General features: G+C 71.7%; 18 protein-coding genes. 10 read left to right on the top strand and 8 right to left on the bottom strand.

Translation table 11 applies throughout. The features are described from left to right. Positions 1 to 58: 58 nt before the first annotated feature. The gene (locus ACWD10_RS21780; protein ID WP_451093388.1) at positions 59 to 538 is read right to left on the bottom strand and encodes an ATP-binding protein; all 480 of its coding nucleotides are present in this window, start codon (positions 536 to 538) and stop codon (positions 59 to 61) included. Between the two features lie 321 nt (positions 539 to 859). Then, positions 860 to 1987, bottom strand: coding sequence for a heavy metal transporter (locus ACWD10_RS21775; protein WP_451093386.1), 1128 nt, complete (start codon positions 1985 to 1987; stop codon positions 860 to 862). Positions 1988 to 2114: 127 nt separating this feature from the next. Here ACWD10_RS21775 and dapE point away from each other — a divergent pair, with 127 nt between their 5' ends. Together dapE and ACWD10_RS21765 are read left to right on the top strand one after the other, a co-directional pair. Beyond that, a complete protein-coding gene (gene dapE, locus ACWD10_RS21770) occupies positions 2115 to 3194 on the top strand; it encodes a succinyl-diaminopimelate desuccinylase (RefSeq protein ID WP_451093538.1) in 1080 nt (359 codons plus the stop codon). Positions 3195 to 3347: 153 nt separating this feature from the next. Further along, entirely contained in the window at positions 3348 to 4097 is a 750-nt protein-coding gene (locus tag ACWD10_RS21765; RefSeq protein ID WP_451093384.1) for an LOG family protein, read from the top strand. 54 nt (positions 4098 to 4151) lie between these two features. Here ACWD10_RS21765 and folP read toward each other — a convergent pair whose 3' ends face one another. Further along, positions 4152 to 5021 carry a dihydropteroate synthase gene (gene folP, locus ACWD10_RS21760; RefSeq protein WP_451093382.1) on the bottom strand — a complete coding sequence of 290 codons (870 nt, stop codon included), beginning with the start codon at positions 5019 to 5021 and terminating at the stop codon, positions 4152 to 4154. 164 nt (positions 5022 to 5185) lie between these two features. On the opposite strand from folP, the gene ACWD10_RS21755 reads away from it, so the two are divergent. Further along, positions 5186 to 5584, top strand: a complete 399-nt coding sequence (locus ACWD10_RS21755; RefSeq protein WP_451093380.1) for a DivIVA domain-containing protein — start codon at positions 5186 to 5188, stop codon at positions 5582 to 5584. Continuing rightward, entirely contained in the window at positions 5581 to 6246 is a 666-nt protein-coding gene (locus ACWD10_RS21750) for a DNA-3-methyladenine glycosylase I (RefSeq protein ID WP_451093378.1), read from the top strand. The genes ACWD10_RS21755 and ACWD10_RS21750 overlap by 4 nt, the downstream gene beginning before the upstream one ends. A 76-nt stretch (positions 6247 to 6322) precedes the next feature. Here the strand turns inward: ACWD10_RS21750 and chcB are convergent, their stop codons facing one another. Further along, positions 6323 to 7123 carry a 2-cyclohexenylcarbonyl CoA isomerase gene (gene chcB, locus ACWD10_RS21745; RefSeq protein ID WP_451093376.1) on the bottom strand — a complete coding sequence of 267 codons (801 nt, stop codon included), beginning with the start codon at positions 7121 to 7123 and terminating at the stop codon, positions 6323 to 6325. Positions 7124 to 7464: 341 nt separating this feature from the next. On the opposite strand from chcB, the gene ACWD10_RS21740 reads away from it, so the two are divergent. Next, positions 7465 to 7632 carry a DUF3117 domain-containing protein gene (locus ACWD10_RS21740; RefSeq protein ID WP_003966491.1) on the top strand — a complete coding sequence of 56 codons (168 nt, stop codon included), beginning with the start codon at positions 7465 to 7467 and terminating at the stop codon, positions 7630 to 7632. A 158-nt stretch (positions 7633 to 7790) separates the two neighbouring features. On the opposite strand, the gene ACWD10_RS21735 is transcribed toward ACWD10_RS21740, so the two are convergent. Then, positions 7791 to 8474, bottom strand: coding sequence for an O-methyltransferase (locus ACWD10_RS21735; protein ID WP_451093536.1), 684 nt, complete (start codon positions 8472 to 8474; stop codon positions 7791 to 7793). 117 nt (positions 8475 to 8591) lie between these two features. On the opposite strand from ACWD10_RS21735, the gene sigE reads away from it, so the two are divergent. The 5 genes from sigE to ACWD10_RS21710 all read left to right on the top strand — a co-directional run bounded on the left by sigE (position 8592) and on the right by ACWD10_RS21710 (position 14038). Continuing rightward, on the top strand, positions 8592 to 9371 hold the full coding sequence (gene sigE, locus ACWD10_RS21730) for an RNA polymerase sigma factor SigE (protein ID WP_451093374.1): 780 nt from the start codon (positions 8592 to 8594) through the stop codon (positions 9369 to 9371). Continuing rightward, positions 9368 to 10462 carry a zf-HC2 domain-containing protein gene (locus tag ACWD10_RS21725; RefSeq protein WP_451093372.1) on the top strand — a complete coding sequence of 365 codons (1095 nt, stop codon included), beginning with the start codon at positions 9368 to 9370 and terminating at the stop codon, positions 10460 to 10462. The genes sigE and ACWD10_RS21725 overlap by 4 nt, the downstream gene beginning before the upstream one ends. A gap of 114 nt (positions 10463 to 10576) precedes the next feature. Beyond that, on the top strand, positions 10577 to 12421 hold the full coding sequence (locus tag ACWD10_RS21720) for a trypsin-like peptidase domain-containing protein (protein WP_451093370.1): 1845 nt from the start codon (positions 10577 to 10579) through the stop codon (positions 12419 to 12421). A gap of 296 nt (positions 12422 to 12717) precedes the next feature. Continuing rightward, positions 12718 to 13197, top strand: coding sequence for a sec-independent translocase (locus ACWD10_RS21715; protein WP_451093368.1), 480 nt, complete (start codon positions 12718 to 12720; stop codon positions 13195 to 13197). A gap of 202 nt (positions 13198 to 13399) precedes the next feature. Continuing rightward, positions 13400 to 14038, top strand: a complete 639-nt coding sequence (locus tag ACWD10_RS21710) for a hypothetical protein (protein ID WP_451093366.1) — start codon at positions 13400 to 13402, stop codon at positions 14036 to 14038. A gap of 145 nt (positions 14039 to 14183) precedes the next feature. On the opposite strand, the gene ACWD10_RS21705 is transcribed toward ACWD10_RS21710, so the two are convergent. From ACWD10_RS21705 to ACWD10_RS21695, 3 genes are read right to left on the bottom strand one after another with little or no spacing between them, the layout of a single operon-like run. Continuing rightward, positions 14184 to 15332 (bottom strand): Mrp/NBP35 family ATP-binding protein, encoded by a 1149-nt coding sequence (locus ACWD10_RS21705; RefSeq protein WP_451093364.1) that lies wholly within the window; start codon positions 15330 to 15332, stop codon positions 14184 to 14186. 40 nt (positions 15333 to 15372) lie between these two features. Beyond that, a complete protein-coding gene (locus ACWD10_RS21700; RefSeq protein ID WP_451093362.1) occupies positions 15373 to 15936 on the bottom strand; it encodes a DUF1003 domain-containing protein in 564 nt (187 codons plus the stop codon). Beyond that, the gene (locus tag ACWD10_RS21695; RefSeq protein WP_451093360.1) at positions 15923 to 17254 is read right to left on the bottom strand and encodes a magnesium transporter MgtE N-terminal domain-containing protein; all 1332 of its coding nucleotides are present in this window, start codon (positions 17252 to 17254) and stop codon (positions 15923 to 15925) included. The genes ACWD10_RS21700 and ACWD10_RS21695 overlap by 14 nt, the downstream gene beginning before the upstream one ends. Positions 17255 to 17385 lie beyond the last annotated feature (131 nt).

The raw sequence follows: 17385 nt of genomic DNA, 5'->3' as shown, positions 1-17385 counted from the left end.
AAAAAGGTGGACCCGGGAGGCAGAACCTCCCGGGCCCACCCAAGGGGCGAGCGTGACGTCAGCCGAGCGGCAGCGCCCCACCGACCGGGCCAATGCCGCTGGCGGGCAGCCCGCTGCTGACCCCCGACGTCAGGGAGTCCGTGGGCAGCCCCTCCGTCTGCAGGCCACCCTTCGTGGAACCGGCGGTGTCGCCCGCCGCCTTGGTCGCGGTGCCCGTAGCCTTCTGTGCCGCCGGGGTAGCACGCTTGCCCGCCTTGTCGACGGCCTTACCGGCGGCCGGGACCGCCTTCTTGACGGCCTTGCTCCCGGTGTCGGTCGCCTGGCTCCCGGTGTCGGTCGCCTGGCCGGAAAGGCCCTGTGCCGCCTGGTCGACAGTGTTGCCGAGGCCGGCGCCGTCCAGCTGGGACAGTCCGCCCAGGTCAGGAGTGGCCGGAACGTTGACGGCGCTCGCGGAGCCGGCCGCACCGACCACGGAGGCTGCGCCCGCTGCACCGAGCAGCGCGGCACGGGCGATCCGGCGGGTCAGGGGGAGGGACATGGTGCTCCTTTGTCGATCGAGAACGTGGTGTGCCCGACGTGATGCATTCCGGACTGGTCCGGCGTACGGACGCCGTGACTACCGCTCGAACCCGTCCGAAGGTTGCGGTGCACCGACGTAAAGAGTTGGCAATGCGTCGCATAATCGACTGCCGCGAGAACCGGACGAACATTGAAAAAACGGAAGCCCTTGAGGCGCCTGCAGAACGCTCACTGCGCAGCGTTCCCAAGGAATCCGTCGTTTCGCGGGGTAACGCCGACGGGTCCGCGCGCCGCGTCGACGTGACGTGACCGGGACCCCTCCTTCGAGTGAGCCCCCGCACTACTGCGCAGTGACGATCAGGACCTCGTTCGTGTCCTTTCCGTCCCGTGCGCCCTGACTGCCCTGTCCGCCCCGACTGCCGCGTCCGTCCTGTCCGTCCCTAGCGGCCTTCGCGTCCCCGGCGGACCGGACCGGCTCCGCCTTGTGCCACTGGGCCGCCGCGTCGTCGGCGTCGGCGGCGCTCCACTCGAAGCCCGCGTACGAGACGCGCTCGATGCCCAGGACGCCCGACTGAGCCACCGCCCAGTGCGCCAACTCCCAGCCGCGGCGCGCGTTCCGCTTCGGATCGTCGGCAGCGCCCGCCCCGGTCGCCGCCCCGCTGCCGACCGGCACGGCCACGGTGCGCCGCCCGGCGTCCGCCTTCCCGCCGTTCGCCGCCGCGTCCGCGTCCGCTGCCGACTCCGCCCCGGCCGGCTGTGTCTTCGGCAGCACGTCGGGCCCGAAGTCCCGGGTGAGCGCCGCCCGTACCTTCGCCGGGTCACCCGGCTCGGCATCCGGCTTCGCGGCGCAACGGAAGGAGGCCTCGGCCCGGCCGGTGAGGGCGGCGGCGAGCAGCGCGGCGTCCGTCTCGTGCTTCGCGTACGCCTGCGGGAAGCCGCTGCGCTGCACCTTCTGCGCGGCGACGGTCAGCGGAAGCCGGGTGTAGCCCGGCACCTTCTCCAGATGCTCGTAGAACTTCCCGGACGCGTACGCCGGGTCCATGATCTGCCGCGCGCTGCCCCAGCCCTGCGAGGGGCGCTGCTGGAAGAGGCCGACCGAATCCCGGTCGCCATGGTCGATATTGCGCAGCGCCGACTCCTGGAGCGCGGTGGCGAGCGCGATGGTCACCGCCCGCTCCGGCAGCCCGCGCGAGGTGCCGACCGCCGAGATCGTCGCGGCGTTGGATGCCTGCTGGAGCGTCATCTCGTACGTCGAGCCGTCGCCCTTGCCCGCGACGACCGTGCACCGCGGGGCGCGGCGGCCCCCGCCCTCGTACTGCACGAGCAGATACCCGGCCAGGCCGAGAAGCACCGCGACGGCGGCTCCGGCACGCAGGAGGCGCCCGCGCCGGGGGCGGGCGGTGGAGGGCTGGTCAGGCACGGGCCAACCGTACTGGAGTCCGGGATACGGCCGGGAGCGCGGTCTCATGAAGCGAACGTTTAGGGTCGGTGCCATGTCCGAGATGCCCGAGACCCAGCCCGCGCAGCCGACCGCACCCGGCGTAACCGGTGTAACCGGTGTAACCGGTGTAACCGGTAAGACGGGTACGCCCGTTGTGCCGGACGCGCCGCTCGACCTCACCCAGGACGCGGTCCGGGTCACCGCCCAGATCGTCGACTTCCCTTCGCCGAGCGGGCAGGAGAAGCCCCTCGCGGACGCCATCGAGACGGCCCTGCGCGCGCTGCCGCACCTCACCGTCGACCGGTACGGCAACAACGTCGTGGCCCGCACCACCCTGGGCCACGCCGAGCGCGTCATCCTCGCCGGGCACATCGACACCGTGCCGATCGCGGACAACGTCCCGTCCCGGATCGACGCCGACGGCGTCATGTGGGGCTGCGGCACCTGCGACATGAAGTCCGGCGTCGCCGTCCAGCTGCGCATCGCGCAGACCGTCACCGAGCCCAACCGCGACCTCACGTTCGTCTTCTACGACAACGAAGAAGTGGCGGCCCACCTCAACGGTCTCGGCCACGTCGCCGACGCCCACCCGGACTGGCTCGCGGGCGACTTCGCGGTTCTCCTGGAGCCCACCGACGGCCAGGTGGAGGGCGGCTGCCAGGGCACCCTGCGGATGCTGCTCCGTACGAAGGGGGAGCGGGCGCACTCCGCGCGCGCCTGGATGGGCTCCAACGCGATCCACGCGGCCGCCCCGATCCTCGCCAAGCTGGCGGCCTACGAGCCGCGCAAGCCGTACGTCGACGGCCTCCAGTACATCGAGGGCCTCAACGCGGTCCGTATCGAGGGCGGCGTCGCGGGCAACGTCATCCCCGACGCGTGCACCGTCGCGGTCAACTTCCGCTACGCGCCGGACCGTAGCCCCGAGGAGGCGGAGGCGTTCGTACGCGACTACTTCGCGGACTGCGACATCGCCGAGTTCGAGGTCGAGGACCACACAGGCGGCGCCCGACCCGGCCTGAACCATCCGGCCGCGGCGGCCTTCACGGCGGCCGTCGGGGGAGAGGCCCGCCCGAAGTACGGCTGGACCGACGTCTCCCGCTTCAGCGCCCTCGGCGTGCCCGCGGTCAATTACGGACCGGGAGAGCCGCTCCTGGCCCACAAGGAGGACGAGCGGGTCCAGGTGGCGAAGATCCTTGAGGCGGAGGAGCGCATCCGCGCCTGGCTGACGTCGTAAGCCCGTACTTCAGTGGCCGCCCGTACTTCAGTGGCCCGTACTTCGGTAGCCCGACATCACTTCTTACGACATTTGTAACGGGCCCCGACCTAGGGTGAAGCAGCGGTGCGGGTACGCCCATACTCGCGGAACCGCGAGCGGAAGGGGATGTTCATGGTCAATCACGCAGAGCAGGGCCCGCCGGAGGAGCAGTTCCTGGGGCCGGTCGTACGCCGCCGTACCCAGATCACGCCGGGCACGACCGACCAGCGGCTGCTCGACACCGAGGGCGACTCGGAGTGGGTGCACACCGACCCCTGGCGGGTGATGCGGATCCAGTCCGAGTTCGTCGAGGGCTTCGGCGCGCTCGCCGAACTCCCCAGCGCGATCAGCGTGTTCGGCTCGGCGCGTACGTCCCCGGGCTCGCCCGAGTACGAGTCGGGCGTCCGCATCGGCAAGGCGCTCGTGGAGGCCGGGTTCGCGGTCATCACGGGCGGCGGCCCGGGCGCCATGGAGGCCGCCAACAAGGGCGCGCGCGAGGCCGGCGGGATCTCGGTCGGCCTCGGCATCGAGCTCCCCTTCGAGCAGGGCCTCAACCCGCACGTCGACATCGGCGTCAACTTCCGCTACTTCTTCGTCCGCAAGACCATGTTCGTGAAGTACGCGCAGGGCTTCGTGGTCCTGCCCGGCGGACTCGGCACCCTGGACGAACTCTTCGAGGCCCTCACCCTCGTCCAGACCCGCAAGGTCACCCGCTTCCCGATCGTCCTCTTCGGCACGGAGTACTGGAACGGCCTGGTGGACTGGCTGCGCGGCACGGTGATCGGCGGCGGCAAGGCCTCGGAACACGACCTTCTTCTGTTCCACGTGACGGACGACGTGGAGGAGACGGTCGCGCTGGTGACCAAGGAGGTCGGGCGGTAAGCGTCGGGCGGTGAGCAATGCAGCGAGGTCTGGGGGCCGCGGGCCCCCAGCGCCTCAGGCCAGGCCCCGCCGCGCCACCGCAGGCTCCCGCCACCCGGCAATCGCGGCGACCATGTCAAGGACCTGCCGCGTCTCCGCGACCTCGTGCACCCGATACACCTGCGCCCCCAGCCACGCCGACACCGCCGTCGTCGCCAGCGTCCCGATCACCCGCTCCTTGACGGGCCGGTCGATCGACTCGCCCACGAAGTCCTTGTTGGACAGGGACACGAGCACGGGCCACCCGGTCTCCACCATCTCGTCGAGCCGCCGCGTCGCCTCCAGCGAGTGCCGGGTGTTCTTGCCGAAGTCGTGCCCCGGGTCGATGAGCACCGACTCGCGCGGTACGCCCAACTCCACGGCCCGCTCGGCCAGTCCGAGGGTCACCCGCAGAATGTCGGCCATCACGTCCTCGTACGCGATCCGGTGCGGCCGCGTCCGGGGCTCCGCGCCCCCCGCGTGCGTACACACCAGACCGACGCCGTGCCGCGCGGCGACCTCCGCCAGCTTGGGATCGACGCCGCCCCACGCGTCGTTGAGCAGATCCGCGCCCGCCTCGCAGACCGCCTCGCCGACCTCGTGCCGCCAGGTGTCGACGCTGATCACGACGTCCGGGAACCGCTTGCGCACCTCGGCCACGAAGCCGACCGTGCGCCGCGCCTCCTCCTGCGCCGACACCTCCTCGCCGGGACCGGCCTTGACCCCGCCGATGTCGATGATCGCGGCGCCCTCCGCCACGGCCTGTTCCACGCGCGCGAGCGCGGGCTCGTCACGGAAGGTGGCGCCCTGGTCGTAGAAGGAGTCCGGGGTCCGGTTCACGATGGCCATGATCACCGGCTCGTGGGCGCCGAACTCGCGCCGTCCGAGCCGCAGCGGGCTAGGCATCCCCTGATCTCCTCCTCGCATGGGTCGCCTGCGACCTTAACTGTCAGTGCCGCATGGCACGATCGGACATGGTCCTGTCTCCCGGTCTCTGCGGCCCGCAGAGACCGGGAGAGAGGGCCATGGTCGGCGAGACGCCGAGGAAGAGACGCCGAGGACCCGTGGAGATGGTCGTGTTCTGGATCCTGCTCATCGCGCTCGTGGTGGTGGTCGCCGCCGTCACCCTTGCTGTCGTGGGCGGCGGCGAGTCGGCCGCGCTGCCCGAAGCGGCCCCCGAGCAGGCCGTCGACCCGCTGCCCCTCGACCGCCCGGTGGGCCGCGCCGACGTCGACGCGCTCCGCCTGCCCATGGCCGTACGCGGCTACCGGATGGCCGACGTGGACGACGCCCTGAGCCGCCTCGGCGCCGAACTCGCCGAGCGGGACGCCCGGATCGCCGAGCTGGAGGCGTCCCTCGCCGGAAGCCGCGCGACCGCGGTCGGCGGCGGCCTGCTCAAGGAGGACACGCCGCAGCCGCCCGCACCGGAGACCGGCCCCGACACCGCACCCGAGGAGCGTGCCCCATGACCACCGGCGCCGCCGTACCCGGCCCGGACGGCGCCCTGCGCTGCCCCTGGGGCGTGTCGACCGAGGACTATGTGCCGTACCACGACGAGGAGTGGGGCCGCCCGGTCCACGGCGACGACGCGCTCTTCGAGCGGCTCTCCTTGGAGGCGTTCCAGTCCGGCCTGTCCTGGATCACGATCCTGCGGCGCCGCGAGGGCTTCCGCCGCGCCTTCGCCGACTTCAAGATCTCCTCGGTCGCGGCGTTCACCGACGCGGACGCGGAGCGGCTGCTCGCCGATCCCGGGATCATCCGCAACCGCGCCAAGGTCGCGGCCACGCTCGCCAACGCCAAGGTGCTCGCCGAGTGGTCGCCCGGCGAGCTGGACACCCTGATCTGGTCGTACGCCCCGGACCCCGGGTCACGCCCGGCGCCCCGCACCCTCGGTGACGTACCGGCGGTCACGGACGAGTCCACGGCCCTGGCCAAGGCCCTGAAGAAGCGCGGCATACGGTTCGTCGGCCCGACCACGGCGTACGCCCTGATGCAGGCCTGCGGCCTGGTCAACGACCACCTGGCGGACTGCGTCGCGCGCAATAACCAGCCCGTCCGGCGTTTGAGGACGAGCGCTCCCCCAAGCTCTCGGGTTCGCTCGCGCAGGGAGGTGCCCCCCTCTGCGCGATAGAGCGAGGGTCTGGGGGCGCAGCTTCCAGAAGACGGCACCCGAGCCGACGGCACGGAAACGTGATGCGGAAGACTCGTCAGCGCCCCAAATACTTCGGCTGCTCCTTGGCGATGAACGCCTGCACCGCGATCGTGTGATCCTCCGACGTCCCCGCCTTCTCCTGAAGCTCCTCCTCCTTGTCGAGCGTCTGGCTCAACGAGTGGTCGGCCCCGTATGCGAGGGACTCCTTCAGCGCCCCGTACGCGAGCGTCGGACCGGCGGCCAGCGTCCGGGCGATCTTCTCCGCCTCGGCGGCCAACTCCTCGGCCGGTACGAGCTTGTTGGCGATGCCGAGCTCGTACGCCTCGTCGGACTTGATGTTGCGCGGGAACAGCAGCAGGTCCGCCGCGCGGCCCCGCCCGACCAGGCGCGGCAGCGTCCACGACACACCCGAGTCGGCGGTGAGCGCGACCCCGGCGAACGAGGTGTTGAACGCGGCGGTGTCCGCGACCACGCGGTAGTCCGCGGCGAGCGCGAAGCCGAATCCGGCGCCCGCGGCGACGCCGTTGACCCCGGCGACGACGGGCTTGGGCATCTCGGTGAGCGCCCGCACGATCGGGTTGTAGTGCTCGCGGACCGTGCTCATGGTGTCCCCGGTGCCCGCCTCGCGCCCGGCCTGGAGCGTGCCGATGTGCTCCTTGAGGTCCTGGCCGACGCAGAAGGCGCGCCCGGTGGCGGTGAGCAGCACCGCCCGGACCGCCTCGTCGGCGGCCGCGGCCAGGGCGGCCTCCCGTAGCGCGACCTTGGCCTCCGTGTTCATGGCGTTCATGGCCTCGGGACGGTTGAGCGTGATCGTCGCGAGTCCGTCGGTCACGTCGTAGAGCACGGTTTCGGCCATGGTGGGGATCCCCTCCGTCGGTGCGGCTCGCCCGCTTCGGAGCCGTCGTCAGAGCACAGCATGACGTAGATCACTTACGCCGGGCACGGGGGCCGGGATGTGACCTGCGTCAAAGAATCGCCGGTCCGCCGGGCATGTGCGGTGGCGCAGTATCGCAGCCACGTCGCCGAATTGAGTGGTTTTGCGGAGGCGCGTTGCGCAAGCGATGCGGACCGATGTTGGTCATCGGGTCCTGCGATGCGGGATAATGGCTGGGAAGCAATGTGTTCGATGCCGGTGACGCGGCGCCTGTTACGGGGCCGTCGGCTGACGGTGAGCTGGTTTCAGGAAGGGGAACGAGCATGGCGGCCATGAAGCCGCGGACGGGCGACGGCCCGCTCGAGGTGACCAAGGAGGGGCGGGGCATCGTCATGCGCGTTCCGCTCGAAGGCGGCGGTCGACTTGTTGTCGAGCTGACTCCGGACGAAGCCGATGCCCTCGGCGACGCCCTGAAGAAGGTCGTCGGCTAACGATGCGAATACGGCGATTCCGCCGTCGCGCGTGATGCGCTTATTCGGTTTTTCCTGCCCCGGCACACTAACAGCGTGCTGGGGCAGGGTCATGTCGGGGGACTCCGCCTCCGATGACGCGGTGGGGCGCGCGGATGCTCAGGCGCTCCGGCGCGTGCTCAGCGCTTGACGGCGCAGAGCAGTCCGTCGCCCATCGGCAGCAGCGCGGGCACCAGGTCGTGGCTCTCGCGCACCGTACGCAGCAGCTCCCGCAGCGTCAGGACCTCGGCGGGCTGCGGTCCCGAGCCCACCGTACGGTCGTCCGCGAAGACGCCCTCGAAGCAGACCAGGCCGCCGGGCCGGAGCAGGCGCAACGATTCAGCGAGGTACTCGAGGCACTCCATGCGGTCGCCGTCGCAGAAGACCAGGTCGTATCCGCTGTCCGCGAGCCGCGGCAGCACCTCCAGGGCGCGGCCGGGGATGAACCGGGCCCGGTTGTTCGCGAAACCGGCGGCGCGGAAGGCCTGGCGGGCGAACTGCTGCCGCTCGGGCTCCGGGTCGACCGTGGTCAGGACGCCGTCGGGGCGCATGCCGTGCAGCAGATGGATCCCGGAGACGCCGGTTCCGGTGCCGATCTCGGCGACCGCCTTGGCGCCCACGCTCGCGGCGAGCATGCGCAGGGCGGTGCCGGTGCCGGGCGACACCGGGCGCAGCCCGGACTCCTGAGCCCGCTCGCGGGCCCAGTTCAGGGCGTCGTCCTCGGCGACGAACGCGTCGGCGAACGCCCAGCTCGTCTGCCGGTTGGCGGTAATGACCCTCTCCTGTCCCCGTTGTTGGCGGCCTCGGCCTGCCGGTGACTGTATCCGTTGGACCGGGAACCCGCAGATGGGACCGGGCGTTGGAAAGGAGGGGGAAGGAGAACGGCGCTTATGCCAAATTCACGTAAAAAAGCTTATCCGGAGCTAACGGACGGGATGGCTATGGTAGGTGCTCCACTGGACACCACCAGAGCCGACAGGGGAGGTGCGGCCGCTGCCGGGGACCGGGGACGAGTGTCGCGACTGCGGCGCTTCCTCAGGCCGGCGAGCGAGCCGAAATCCGTGACCTACACCGCTGACCGTGACCGCGCCGCCGACTCCGCACAGACCGCGACCTTCGCCGCCGATGCGGAATCGCAGGCGTGGACTCCGCCCACCTGGGAGGAGATCGTCAGCACGCACAGTGGTCGCGTCTACCGCCTCGCGTACCGACTGACGGGCAACCAGCACGACGCCGAGGACCTCACGCAGGAAGTCTTCGTGCGCGTCTTCCGCTCGCTCTCCACCTACACCCCGGGCACCTTCGAGGGCTGGCTGCACCGCATCACGACCAACCTCTTCCTGGACATGGTCCGCCGCCGCCAGCGCATCCGCTTCGACGCGCTCGGTGACGACGCCGCAGAGCGCCTGCCCAGCCGCGAGCCCTCGCCCCAGCAGGTCTTCAACGACACCCACTTCGACGCGGACGTGCAGCAGGCGCTCGACACCCTCGCGCCCGAGTTCCGCGCCGCCGTGGTCCTCTGCGACATCGAGGGCCTTTCGTACGAGGAGATCGCCGCGACCCTGGGCGTCAAGCTAGGTACGGTCCGCAGCCGTATCCACCGCGGCCGCTCCCAGCTCCGCAAGGCCCTCCAGCACCGCTCACCCGAGGCCCGTGCCGAACGCCGTTCCCTCGCGGTCATGGGTGTGCCCGCTCTGGGACGAGGGGGCGCGACCGCGTGAGTGGATCACGGCGGAACCCTGCCGAGCAGCACCTCGCCGAGCAGCACCTGGGGGACCGGCTCGCCGCCCTGGTGGACGGAGAGCTGGGCCATGACACCCGCGAGCGTGTGCTCGCCCACCTTGCCACCTGCCCGAAGTGCAAGGCCGAGGCCGACGCCCAACGACGCCTGAAGACGTACTTCGCCTCCACGGCCCCACCCGGCCCCTCCGAGAGTTTCCTGGCCCGCCTCCAGGAACTGCCCGGCGGCGGTGACGACGACTCGACCGGCACCTTCGCCTCGGGCCTGGCCGATACGGTCTTCGAGCCCGAGGCCGACGGCGTCTTCACGCGACGGCGCGGCACCTTCGGCCTCGGTCCCTCCGGGGCACCCGGCGGCATGCTGCCCGGCGGCGCCCGGGAGCGCGGCTTTCGGATACATGAGGTCGGCCGGACCGACGCAGGCCGGACCGCGCAGGAGCGTGCGGCCGCCTCGCGCGGGCGTCGATTCGCCTTCGCGGCCGCGGGGGCGGTCTCGCTCGCCGCGATCGCGTTGGGCGGGGTGACCACGGGCACCCCGATACCGGCCGACACCGGCGCGGAGTCACGGGGCTCCAAGGCGGCCCCACAGCGCGGCCCGAACGCCTCCGGCGGCACCGCGGCCGACCCGGGACGCCGCCGCTCTGCCGGACGCGGCAGTACGACGGACACAGTCGGCGCTTTCGGCCTGACCGGGGCGCAGCGGAGCGGTCCCGGTACGGGCTCGACACCCATGTCGATCACGGGCACGGCGCCACCGGGCATGCCCGGACCCGTCCTGCCGGGGCTCGCACCGCAGGGGCCCGGGCTGCTCGGTTCCGGAACACATCTGCCCGGTGGATCAGGACCCGACCCCGGCACGGCCCCGGGCGGAGCCCAGGAGCCCCGCGCTCCCGGCTCCTCGCCGCTGCTCTCCGGAGCGACCGCCCTGTCCCCGCTGATACGTCCGCCCGCCGGTTCCCCGCAGTACCCGGCGCCGGGCCTCGGCGGCCGACCCGGGCAGGCGACGGCACCAAGCACCTCGCCCCTGCTGCCCCAGCCCCCGACGGACGCCTCGTTCCCGTCCGGCCGCTGAGCGAACTCTGCGCGGCGGTTCGCAAACCTGATTGAATCTGGGTGGGCCGTGTCCGCTGAGGCGGGAGTTCGACGAGCCGCGGGCCGAGCCCCGCGGACCAGGTGTGGGGAGAGCATGGACGAGGCGAAGTCCACGGGGCCGAAGGCGAAGTGGTGGAGCCGCCCCCGGACGAGTGCGGCGGGCGAGACAGCCACGGAGCCCGAGGCGGAGCGGGCCGGTACGGCAGATCAGGCGGCGGGAAGCAGGTCCGCCGACGGCCGGGCTCCGGTGGACGGCGGTCCGGGCGCGCGGATATCCGGGGGTGTTCCTGGGGCGCGTGCTGCCGGGGATGCCACTGAGCCCGTCGGCACCGCCCAGGCGCCTGCCGCTGCCGAGGCGGTCAGGGAGCGGCCCAAGCCGTTGCACGATCCCGATCCGTACGGGACCCCGCCTTACGGTGAGCCCGGTCCCTGGGCCCCCGCGCCGCCGGTTCAGCACCCGGGGGCGACTCCCGCGCAGGGCACGCCGGTTCCACAGGGCGGCGGCGGTGCCCCGACTGGCCTGGGTACTCCGGCGCAGGGCACGCCCGTGCCTCCGTACGCCGAAGCGCAGAGCGCACCGCTCCCGGCGAACCCGGGGAACCCCGCGAACCCGGGTAGCGGCACCCCGCCCCACGGGACCGTCACCCACCCCCCACAGCACCACCCTCAGGCCCAGCCGCCCCAGGACCCCCACCCGCAGCCGCAACCCCAACCCCAGCCCCACCCTCAGCCGTCCACCCCCGCCCCCGCCCCCTGGCAGCAGTACGACCCCTGGAGCGCCTCGCGCCCCCAGCCCCTGCTCGGGGTCGACGGAGCCGCGCCAGGGCGGAAGCCGAAGCGGGGGCGCCTGGCCGTTGCCGGGCTGCTGCTCGCGCTGGTCGCGGGCGGGATCGGTGGCGGCGTAGGGGCGTATGTCGAGCGGAATGGCGCCGCGGGCACCGTTGAACTGCCGCAGGCGGGGCCGGAGTCCAAGGAGCGGCCGCCGGGGAGCGTTGCGGGGATCGCCGCCAGTGCGCTGCCGGGCGTGGTCACGCTGCACGTCAGCGGGGCCGACGAGGCGGGCACCGGTACGGGGTTCGTGCTCGATGCCCGGGGTCACATCCTCACCAACAATCACGTGGTGCAGCCCGCGGGCGACGGCGGCGACGTCACGGTGACCTTCAGCGGCGGTGAGACCGCCAAGGGCGAGGTCGTCGGGGGCGACGCCGGGTACGACCTCGCGGTGGTCAAGGTCGACGGCGTCTCGGGGCTCAAGCCGCTGCGCCTGGGCAACTCCGAGAACGTGCAGGTCGGAGACCCGGTGGTGGCCATCGGCGCGCCCTTCGACCTGTCGAACACGGTGACCGCCGGGATCATCAGCGCCAAGGAGCGGCCGATCACCGCGGGCGGCGAGGAGGGCGACGGCAGCGACGTCAGTTATGTCGACGCGCTCCAGACCGACGCCCCGATCAACCCCGGCAACTCGGGCGGCCCCCTGGTCGACTCCAAGGCCCGGGTCATCGGGATCAACAGCGCGATCCGTTCCGCGGGCAGCGGCTCAGGGCTCGACGGCGGTCAGGCGGGCTCCATAGGGCTCGGCTTCGCGATCCCCATCAACCAGGCCAAGCGGGTCGCCGAGGAGCTGATCAACACCGGCAAGGCCACCCACCCGGTGATCGAGGTCACCCTCGACACCAAGTTCACGGGCGACGGCGCGCGGGTCGCGGAGAAGGCCGGGGACGGCAGCCCGGCGGTGCGTCCGGGCGGGCCCGCGGACAAGGCGGGTATCGAGGCGGGCGACGTCATCACCCAGGTGGATGGCCAACGGGTGCACTCGGGTGAGGAGTTGATCGTGAAGATCCGCGCCCACCGCCCCGGCGACCGGCTGAAGCTGACCCTGGAGCGAGGCGGCAAGGAGCGCACCCTGTCCTTGGTCCTCGGCACCGCGGCCAGCAGCTGAGCCCCCGGTTCCGGGCGGCAGCGGCTGCCGAGAACGGCCGCCGGTTCCGGGCGGCAGCGGCTGCCGACGGGCGGTCCCGGTCGGCAACGGCCAACAGACGGCCCACGGTGGCTGGGCGACAGCGTCCGACCACCCGTACGCCACCTCGGGAACACCCGGAGGTCGGCTGAACCGCCCCGGGACAGTACCGGGCGTACAGGATCGCCGGGTACCGTGGGACCGGCCCGGACCCGGCCTCGGCCTGCCCCGGGACGCGGACGACGCGGACATCGCAAGGAGCTGCAAGGAGCTGCAAGGTGTTCAACGACATAGGTGGACTCGAGCTGGTGACGCTCGTGGTCCTCGCCGTGCTCGTCTTCGGCCCGGACAAGCTGCCGAAGGTCGTTCAGGACGTGTCCCGGTTCATCCGCAGGATCCGGGACTTCTCGGACAGCGCCAAGCAGGACATCAGGCAGGAGCTGGGCCCCGAGTTCAAGGACTTCGAGTTCGAGGACCTCAACCCGAAGACGTTCATCCGCAAGCAGATGGACAACGACGAGCTCGGCCTCAAGGAGATCCGCAACGGCTTCGACCTGCGGAAGGAAATGGTCGAGGTGGCCGACGCCGTGAACGGCCACGACACCGGGACCTCCGTCGGCGGCTCCGCCACGACGGCATCGAGCACGTCCGGCACCTCCGGCCCCAGCCTGACGAAGAGCTCCGGCCCCGACCTGGAGAAGAAGCCGCAGAGCCTCCAGAAGGACGAACGCCCGCCCTTCGATTCCGACGCCACCTGAGCCGTCGAGCGACCCCGCCGAGCAGCCGAGCGACCCTACCGAGCCGCGGAGCGACCCCGCTGAGCGACCCGCGCGCCCCCGCCTGAACCCCATCTTGAGTTGATGAGATGGCTATTCTGCTCAGTTGTTGTCCGGACTCAGGACGCCCGAGGGGGGCGGGCCGCTCCGGACCGACAGAAGGAACGAGGAGGCGGCCGGGCACATGGACACCACGAGTCGGACCGGGACGTATGCGACGTCCACGGCGCGGATGGAACACGCGGTCGACGGCTACCTGCTGGCGTCGTTCCCGTGGTACGGCCTCGACGAGGCATTCACGGGCCCACGCTGGCTGATGCCGGTCGGCACCGCCGCCGACGGCACCGTCGAGCACGGGTCGATCGGACACGGTGACGAGCCAACGGTACGGAACGACGCGAACCCGGGCCGCGAGCGCTTCACGGTCGTCGTGACCGTCGGGGCCAGCCCGGTGCGGCGCAGCGCCGACGGCACCGGCACCCTGGAGGCGACCTCGGTCTCGTCCGCGGCCTGGCTGGCCGGGGTCGGCCTGCTCACCGTCAGCTGGCCCCGCCAGATGGACCACACACTGCGCGACGACTGGCTGGAGCAGCAGACCGAGACGGCCTGGGTGCTCGCGGACGACCTCGGGGGCGCGGACTGGTCGGCGCTCACGCTGCCGGTGGACGGCGTGCCCACGCCGTTCCACTACCGCGAGTCCGAGTTCGGCTGGGTCCTGGCCGGGTCCCCGGGCTCGGGCGTGCACCTGGGCGCGTACGGGCGCGGGATGAGCGCGTACGGCCTGGGCTTCTCGGTGGTGAAGGACGTCGCGGCGTACGCCTGATACTCCAGCCCCTCCGGCGTTTGAGGAGCGGGGGTCTGGGGGCGGAGCCCCCACCACGCGGCGTTAGCCGCATATCGATACTGCGGGAAGGGGCGGGACTGGGGAAGAAAGCCATCCCAGTCCCGCCCCGACGTACCGAAGCGCTTCAGAACTTGTTCTTCGGCGTAATCCCCAGCGACATCCCCGACAGCCCTCGCTGCCGCCCACCCAGCTTGCCCGCGATGGCGCGCAGGGCGGAGCCCGCCGGGGACTCCGGGTCGGTCAGGACGACCGGCTTGCCCTCGTCGCCGCCCTCGCGCAGGCGGACGTCGATCGGGATGCCGCCGAGCACCGGCACGTTCGTGCCCGTGGTCTTCGTGAGGCCCTCGGCGACCCGCTCGCCGCCGCCGGTGCCGAAGACGTCGACCATCTCGCCGCAGTGCGGGCAGGGCATCCCCGACATGTTCTCGACGACGCCGACGATCTTCTGGTGGGTCTGCACGGCGATCGCACCGGCTCGCTCGGCGACCTCGGCCGCGGCCTGCTGCGGGGTGGTCACGACCAGGATCTCGGCGTTCGGGACCAGCTGGGCCACCGAGATCGCGATGTCACCGGTGCCCGGCGGGAGGTCGAGGAGCAGCACGTCCAGGTCGCCCCAGTAGACGTCGGCGAGGAACTGCTGGAGCGCGCGGTGCAGCATCGGGCCGCGCCACACCACCGGGGCGTTGCCCGGCGTGAACATCCCGATGGAGATGACCTTCACGCCGTTCGCCGCCGGGGGCATGATCATGTTCTCGACCTGGGTGGGGCGGCCGTCGGCGCCCAGCATGCGGGGCACGCTGTGGCCGTAGATGTCCGCGTCCACGACGCCGACCTTCAGGCCGTCCGCGGCCATCGCCGCCGCCAGGTTCACCGTCACCGAGGACTTGCCGACGCCGCCCTTGCCGGAGGCCACGGCGTACACCCGGGTCAGCGAGCCCGGCTTGGCGAAGGGGACCTCGCGCTCGGCGGTGCCGCCGCGCAGCGCGGTGGCGAGCTCGCGGCGCTGCTCGTCGCTCATCACATCGAGCGTGACGTCGACCGAGGTCACGCCCTCGACGCGGGCGACCGCCTCGGTCACCCGGTTCGTGATCGTCTCGCGCATGGGGCAGCCGGAGACCGTCAGATAGACCGTCACGGCCACCGCGCCGTCCGCCCCGATTTCGACCGATTTGACCATGCCGAGGTCAGTGATCGGCTTGTTGATCTCGGGGTCGTTGACCGTCGCGAGCGCTTCGCGGACCGCGTCTTCGGTCGGATACGTGTCGGTAGCCATACGGGAATGGTACGGCGGTGGTGTCGGGGGTGGGGAAGGGCTACTGGCGGTCGCCTTCGTCACGGTGACCGTCGGGGCCGCCGTGCAGGTCGGCCATCTCCCTGAGCACCTCCTGGAGTTCCGAACGGATCCAGTCGCGGGTGGCGACCTCGCCGAGTCCGGTGCGCAGGGCCGCGATCTCCCGGGTCAGATACTCGGTGTCGGCCATGGACCGCTCGTTCTGCTTGCGGTCCTGCTCCAGGTCGACCCGGGAGCGGTCGTCCTGCCGGTTCTGGGCGAGCAGGATCAGCGGGGCGGCGTACGAGGCCTGGAGGGAGAGGGCCAGGGTCAGGAAGATGAACGGGTACTCGTCGAACCGCAGGGAGCCCGGAAGGAGCACGTTCCAGGCCACCCACACGATGATCACCACCGTCATCCAGACGATGAACCGGCCGGTGCCCAGGAACCGGGCGATCTTCTCCGACAGCCGCCCGAACGCGTCCGGGTCGTACTCGGGCAGCAGCTTGGGGCGCCGGGGGCGCGGCTGGTCGAGGCGGATCCGCGGCTGCCACTGCTCGGCCGCCGCCCGTGACTCCCGGTCGCGGCCGCGTTCAGTGATCGCCATGGGGTGCCTCCCCCGAGTCCGTGGAGCCCGCCGAGTTCGTCGGGCCCGCGTCCGTCGAGGCCGCGTCCGCCGCGTGGAACTCGGTCTCGCGCCAGTCCTCCGGCAGCATGTGGTCGAGGACGTCGTCCACGGTCACCGCGCCGAGCAGCGCGCCGCTGTCGTCGACGACGGGCGCCGCGACCATGTCGTACGTGGCGAAGAACCCGGCCACCGCGGGCAGCGGGGTGTCCGGGGCGAGGGTCCGAAGGTCCGTGTCGAGCATGCCGCCGACCAGCGTGAACGGCGCGTCGCGCAGCAGCCGCTGGAAGTGCACAAGGCCCAGGTACTTGCCGGTCGGCGTCTGGTCGGGCGGTCGGCACACGTACACCTGCGCGGCCAGCGCGGGCGACAGATCCGGTTCCCGTACTCGCGCGAGCGCGTCGGCGACGGTGGCGCCCGGCTGCAGCACGATCGGCTCGGTGGTCATCAGACCGCCCGCGGTGCGCTCCTCGTACGACAGGAGGCGCCGCATGTCGGCAGCGTCGTCCGGCTCCATCAGGCCGAGGAGGCGCTCCTGGTCGTCCTCGGGCAGTTCGTTGAGGAGGTCGGCCGCGTCGTCCGGGTCCATGGCCTCCAGGACGTCGGCGGCGCGCTCTTCCTTGAGCTTGCCGAGGATCTCGATCTGGTCGTCCTCGGGCAGCTCTTCGAGTACGTCGGCCAGGCGGTCGTCGTCGAGGGCCGCGGCCACCTCGGAGCGTCGCTTGGCGGAGAGGTGGTGCAGGACGTTCGCGAGGTCGGCGGGACGCAGCTGCTCGAGCGTGGCGAGCAGGCTCTCGGCGCCCTGGCCCTGCTCTTCCAGGGAGAACCCCGTGACCGCCGACCACTCGACCGTCAGCGTCTCTCCCTTGCGCCGCAGCGCGCCCGTCTTGCCCTTGCGTACGAAGACCCGGTCGATCTCCCAGTCACGGCGGGCCGGAAGCTGCCGCACCGACACATCGAGCACGGTGACCTGCTCGCCGGTCTCGACCAGGGTGACCCGGCGGTCGAGCAACTCGCCGACGACGAGGCGCTCTGCGGGCCGCTGCTCGAACCGCCGCACATTGAGCACGCCGGTGGTGATGACCTGGCCCGCCTGGATGCTGGTGACGCGGGTCATGGGCAGGAAGATGTGCCGCCGGTTGTGCAGCTCGACGACGAGCCCGAGCAGCTGGGGCGGCTTGCGGCCCACGCGCAGCATGGCGACGAGGTCCCGGACGCGGCCCACCTGATCGCCGTTGGGGTCGAAGACGGCGGTGCCGGAGATGTGCGAGACAAAGACCCGGGTGGCAGTGGCCGGCATTCCGTACGCCTCCTTCGCGGTGCCGCAGCCGTACCTTTACGTCCGTCGCTCTCTTCCGTGGCTCTCTTCCGTGGTTCTCTTCCGTCGTTCTCCGACGTCGTTTTCGCCGTTTTCTTTGTCCGTCTTTTTCT

Source organism: Streptomyces sp. NPDC002851 (assembly GCF_053591935.1).
The sequence above is the reverse complement of the archived record's forward strand: the minus strand, read 5'-3'. Positions and strand labels throughout refer to the sequence as shown.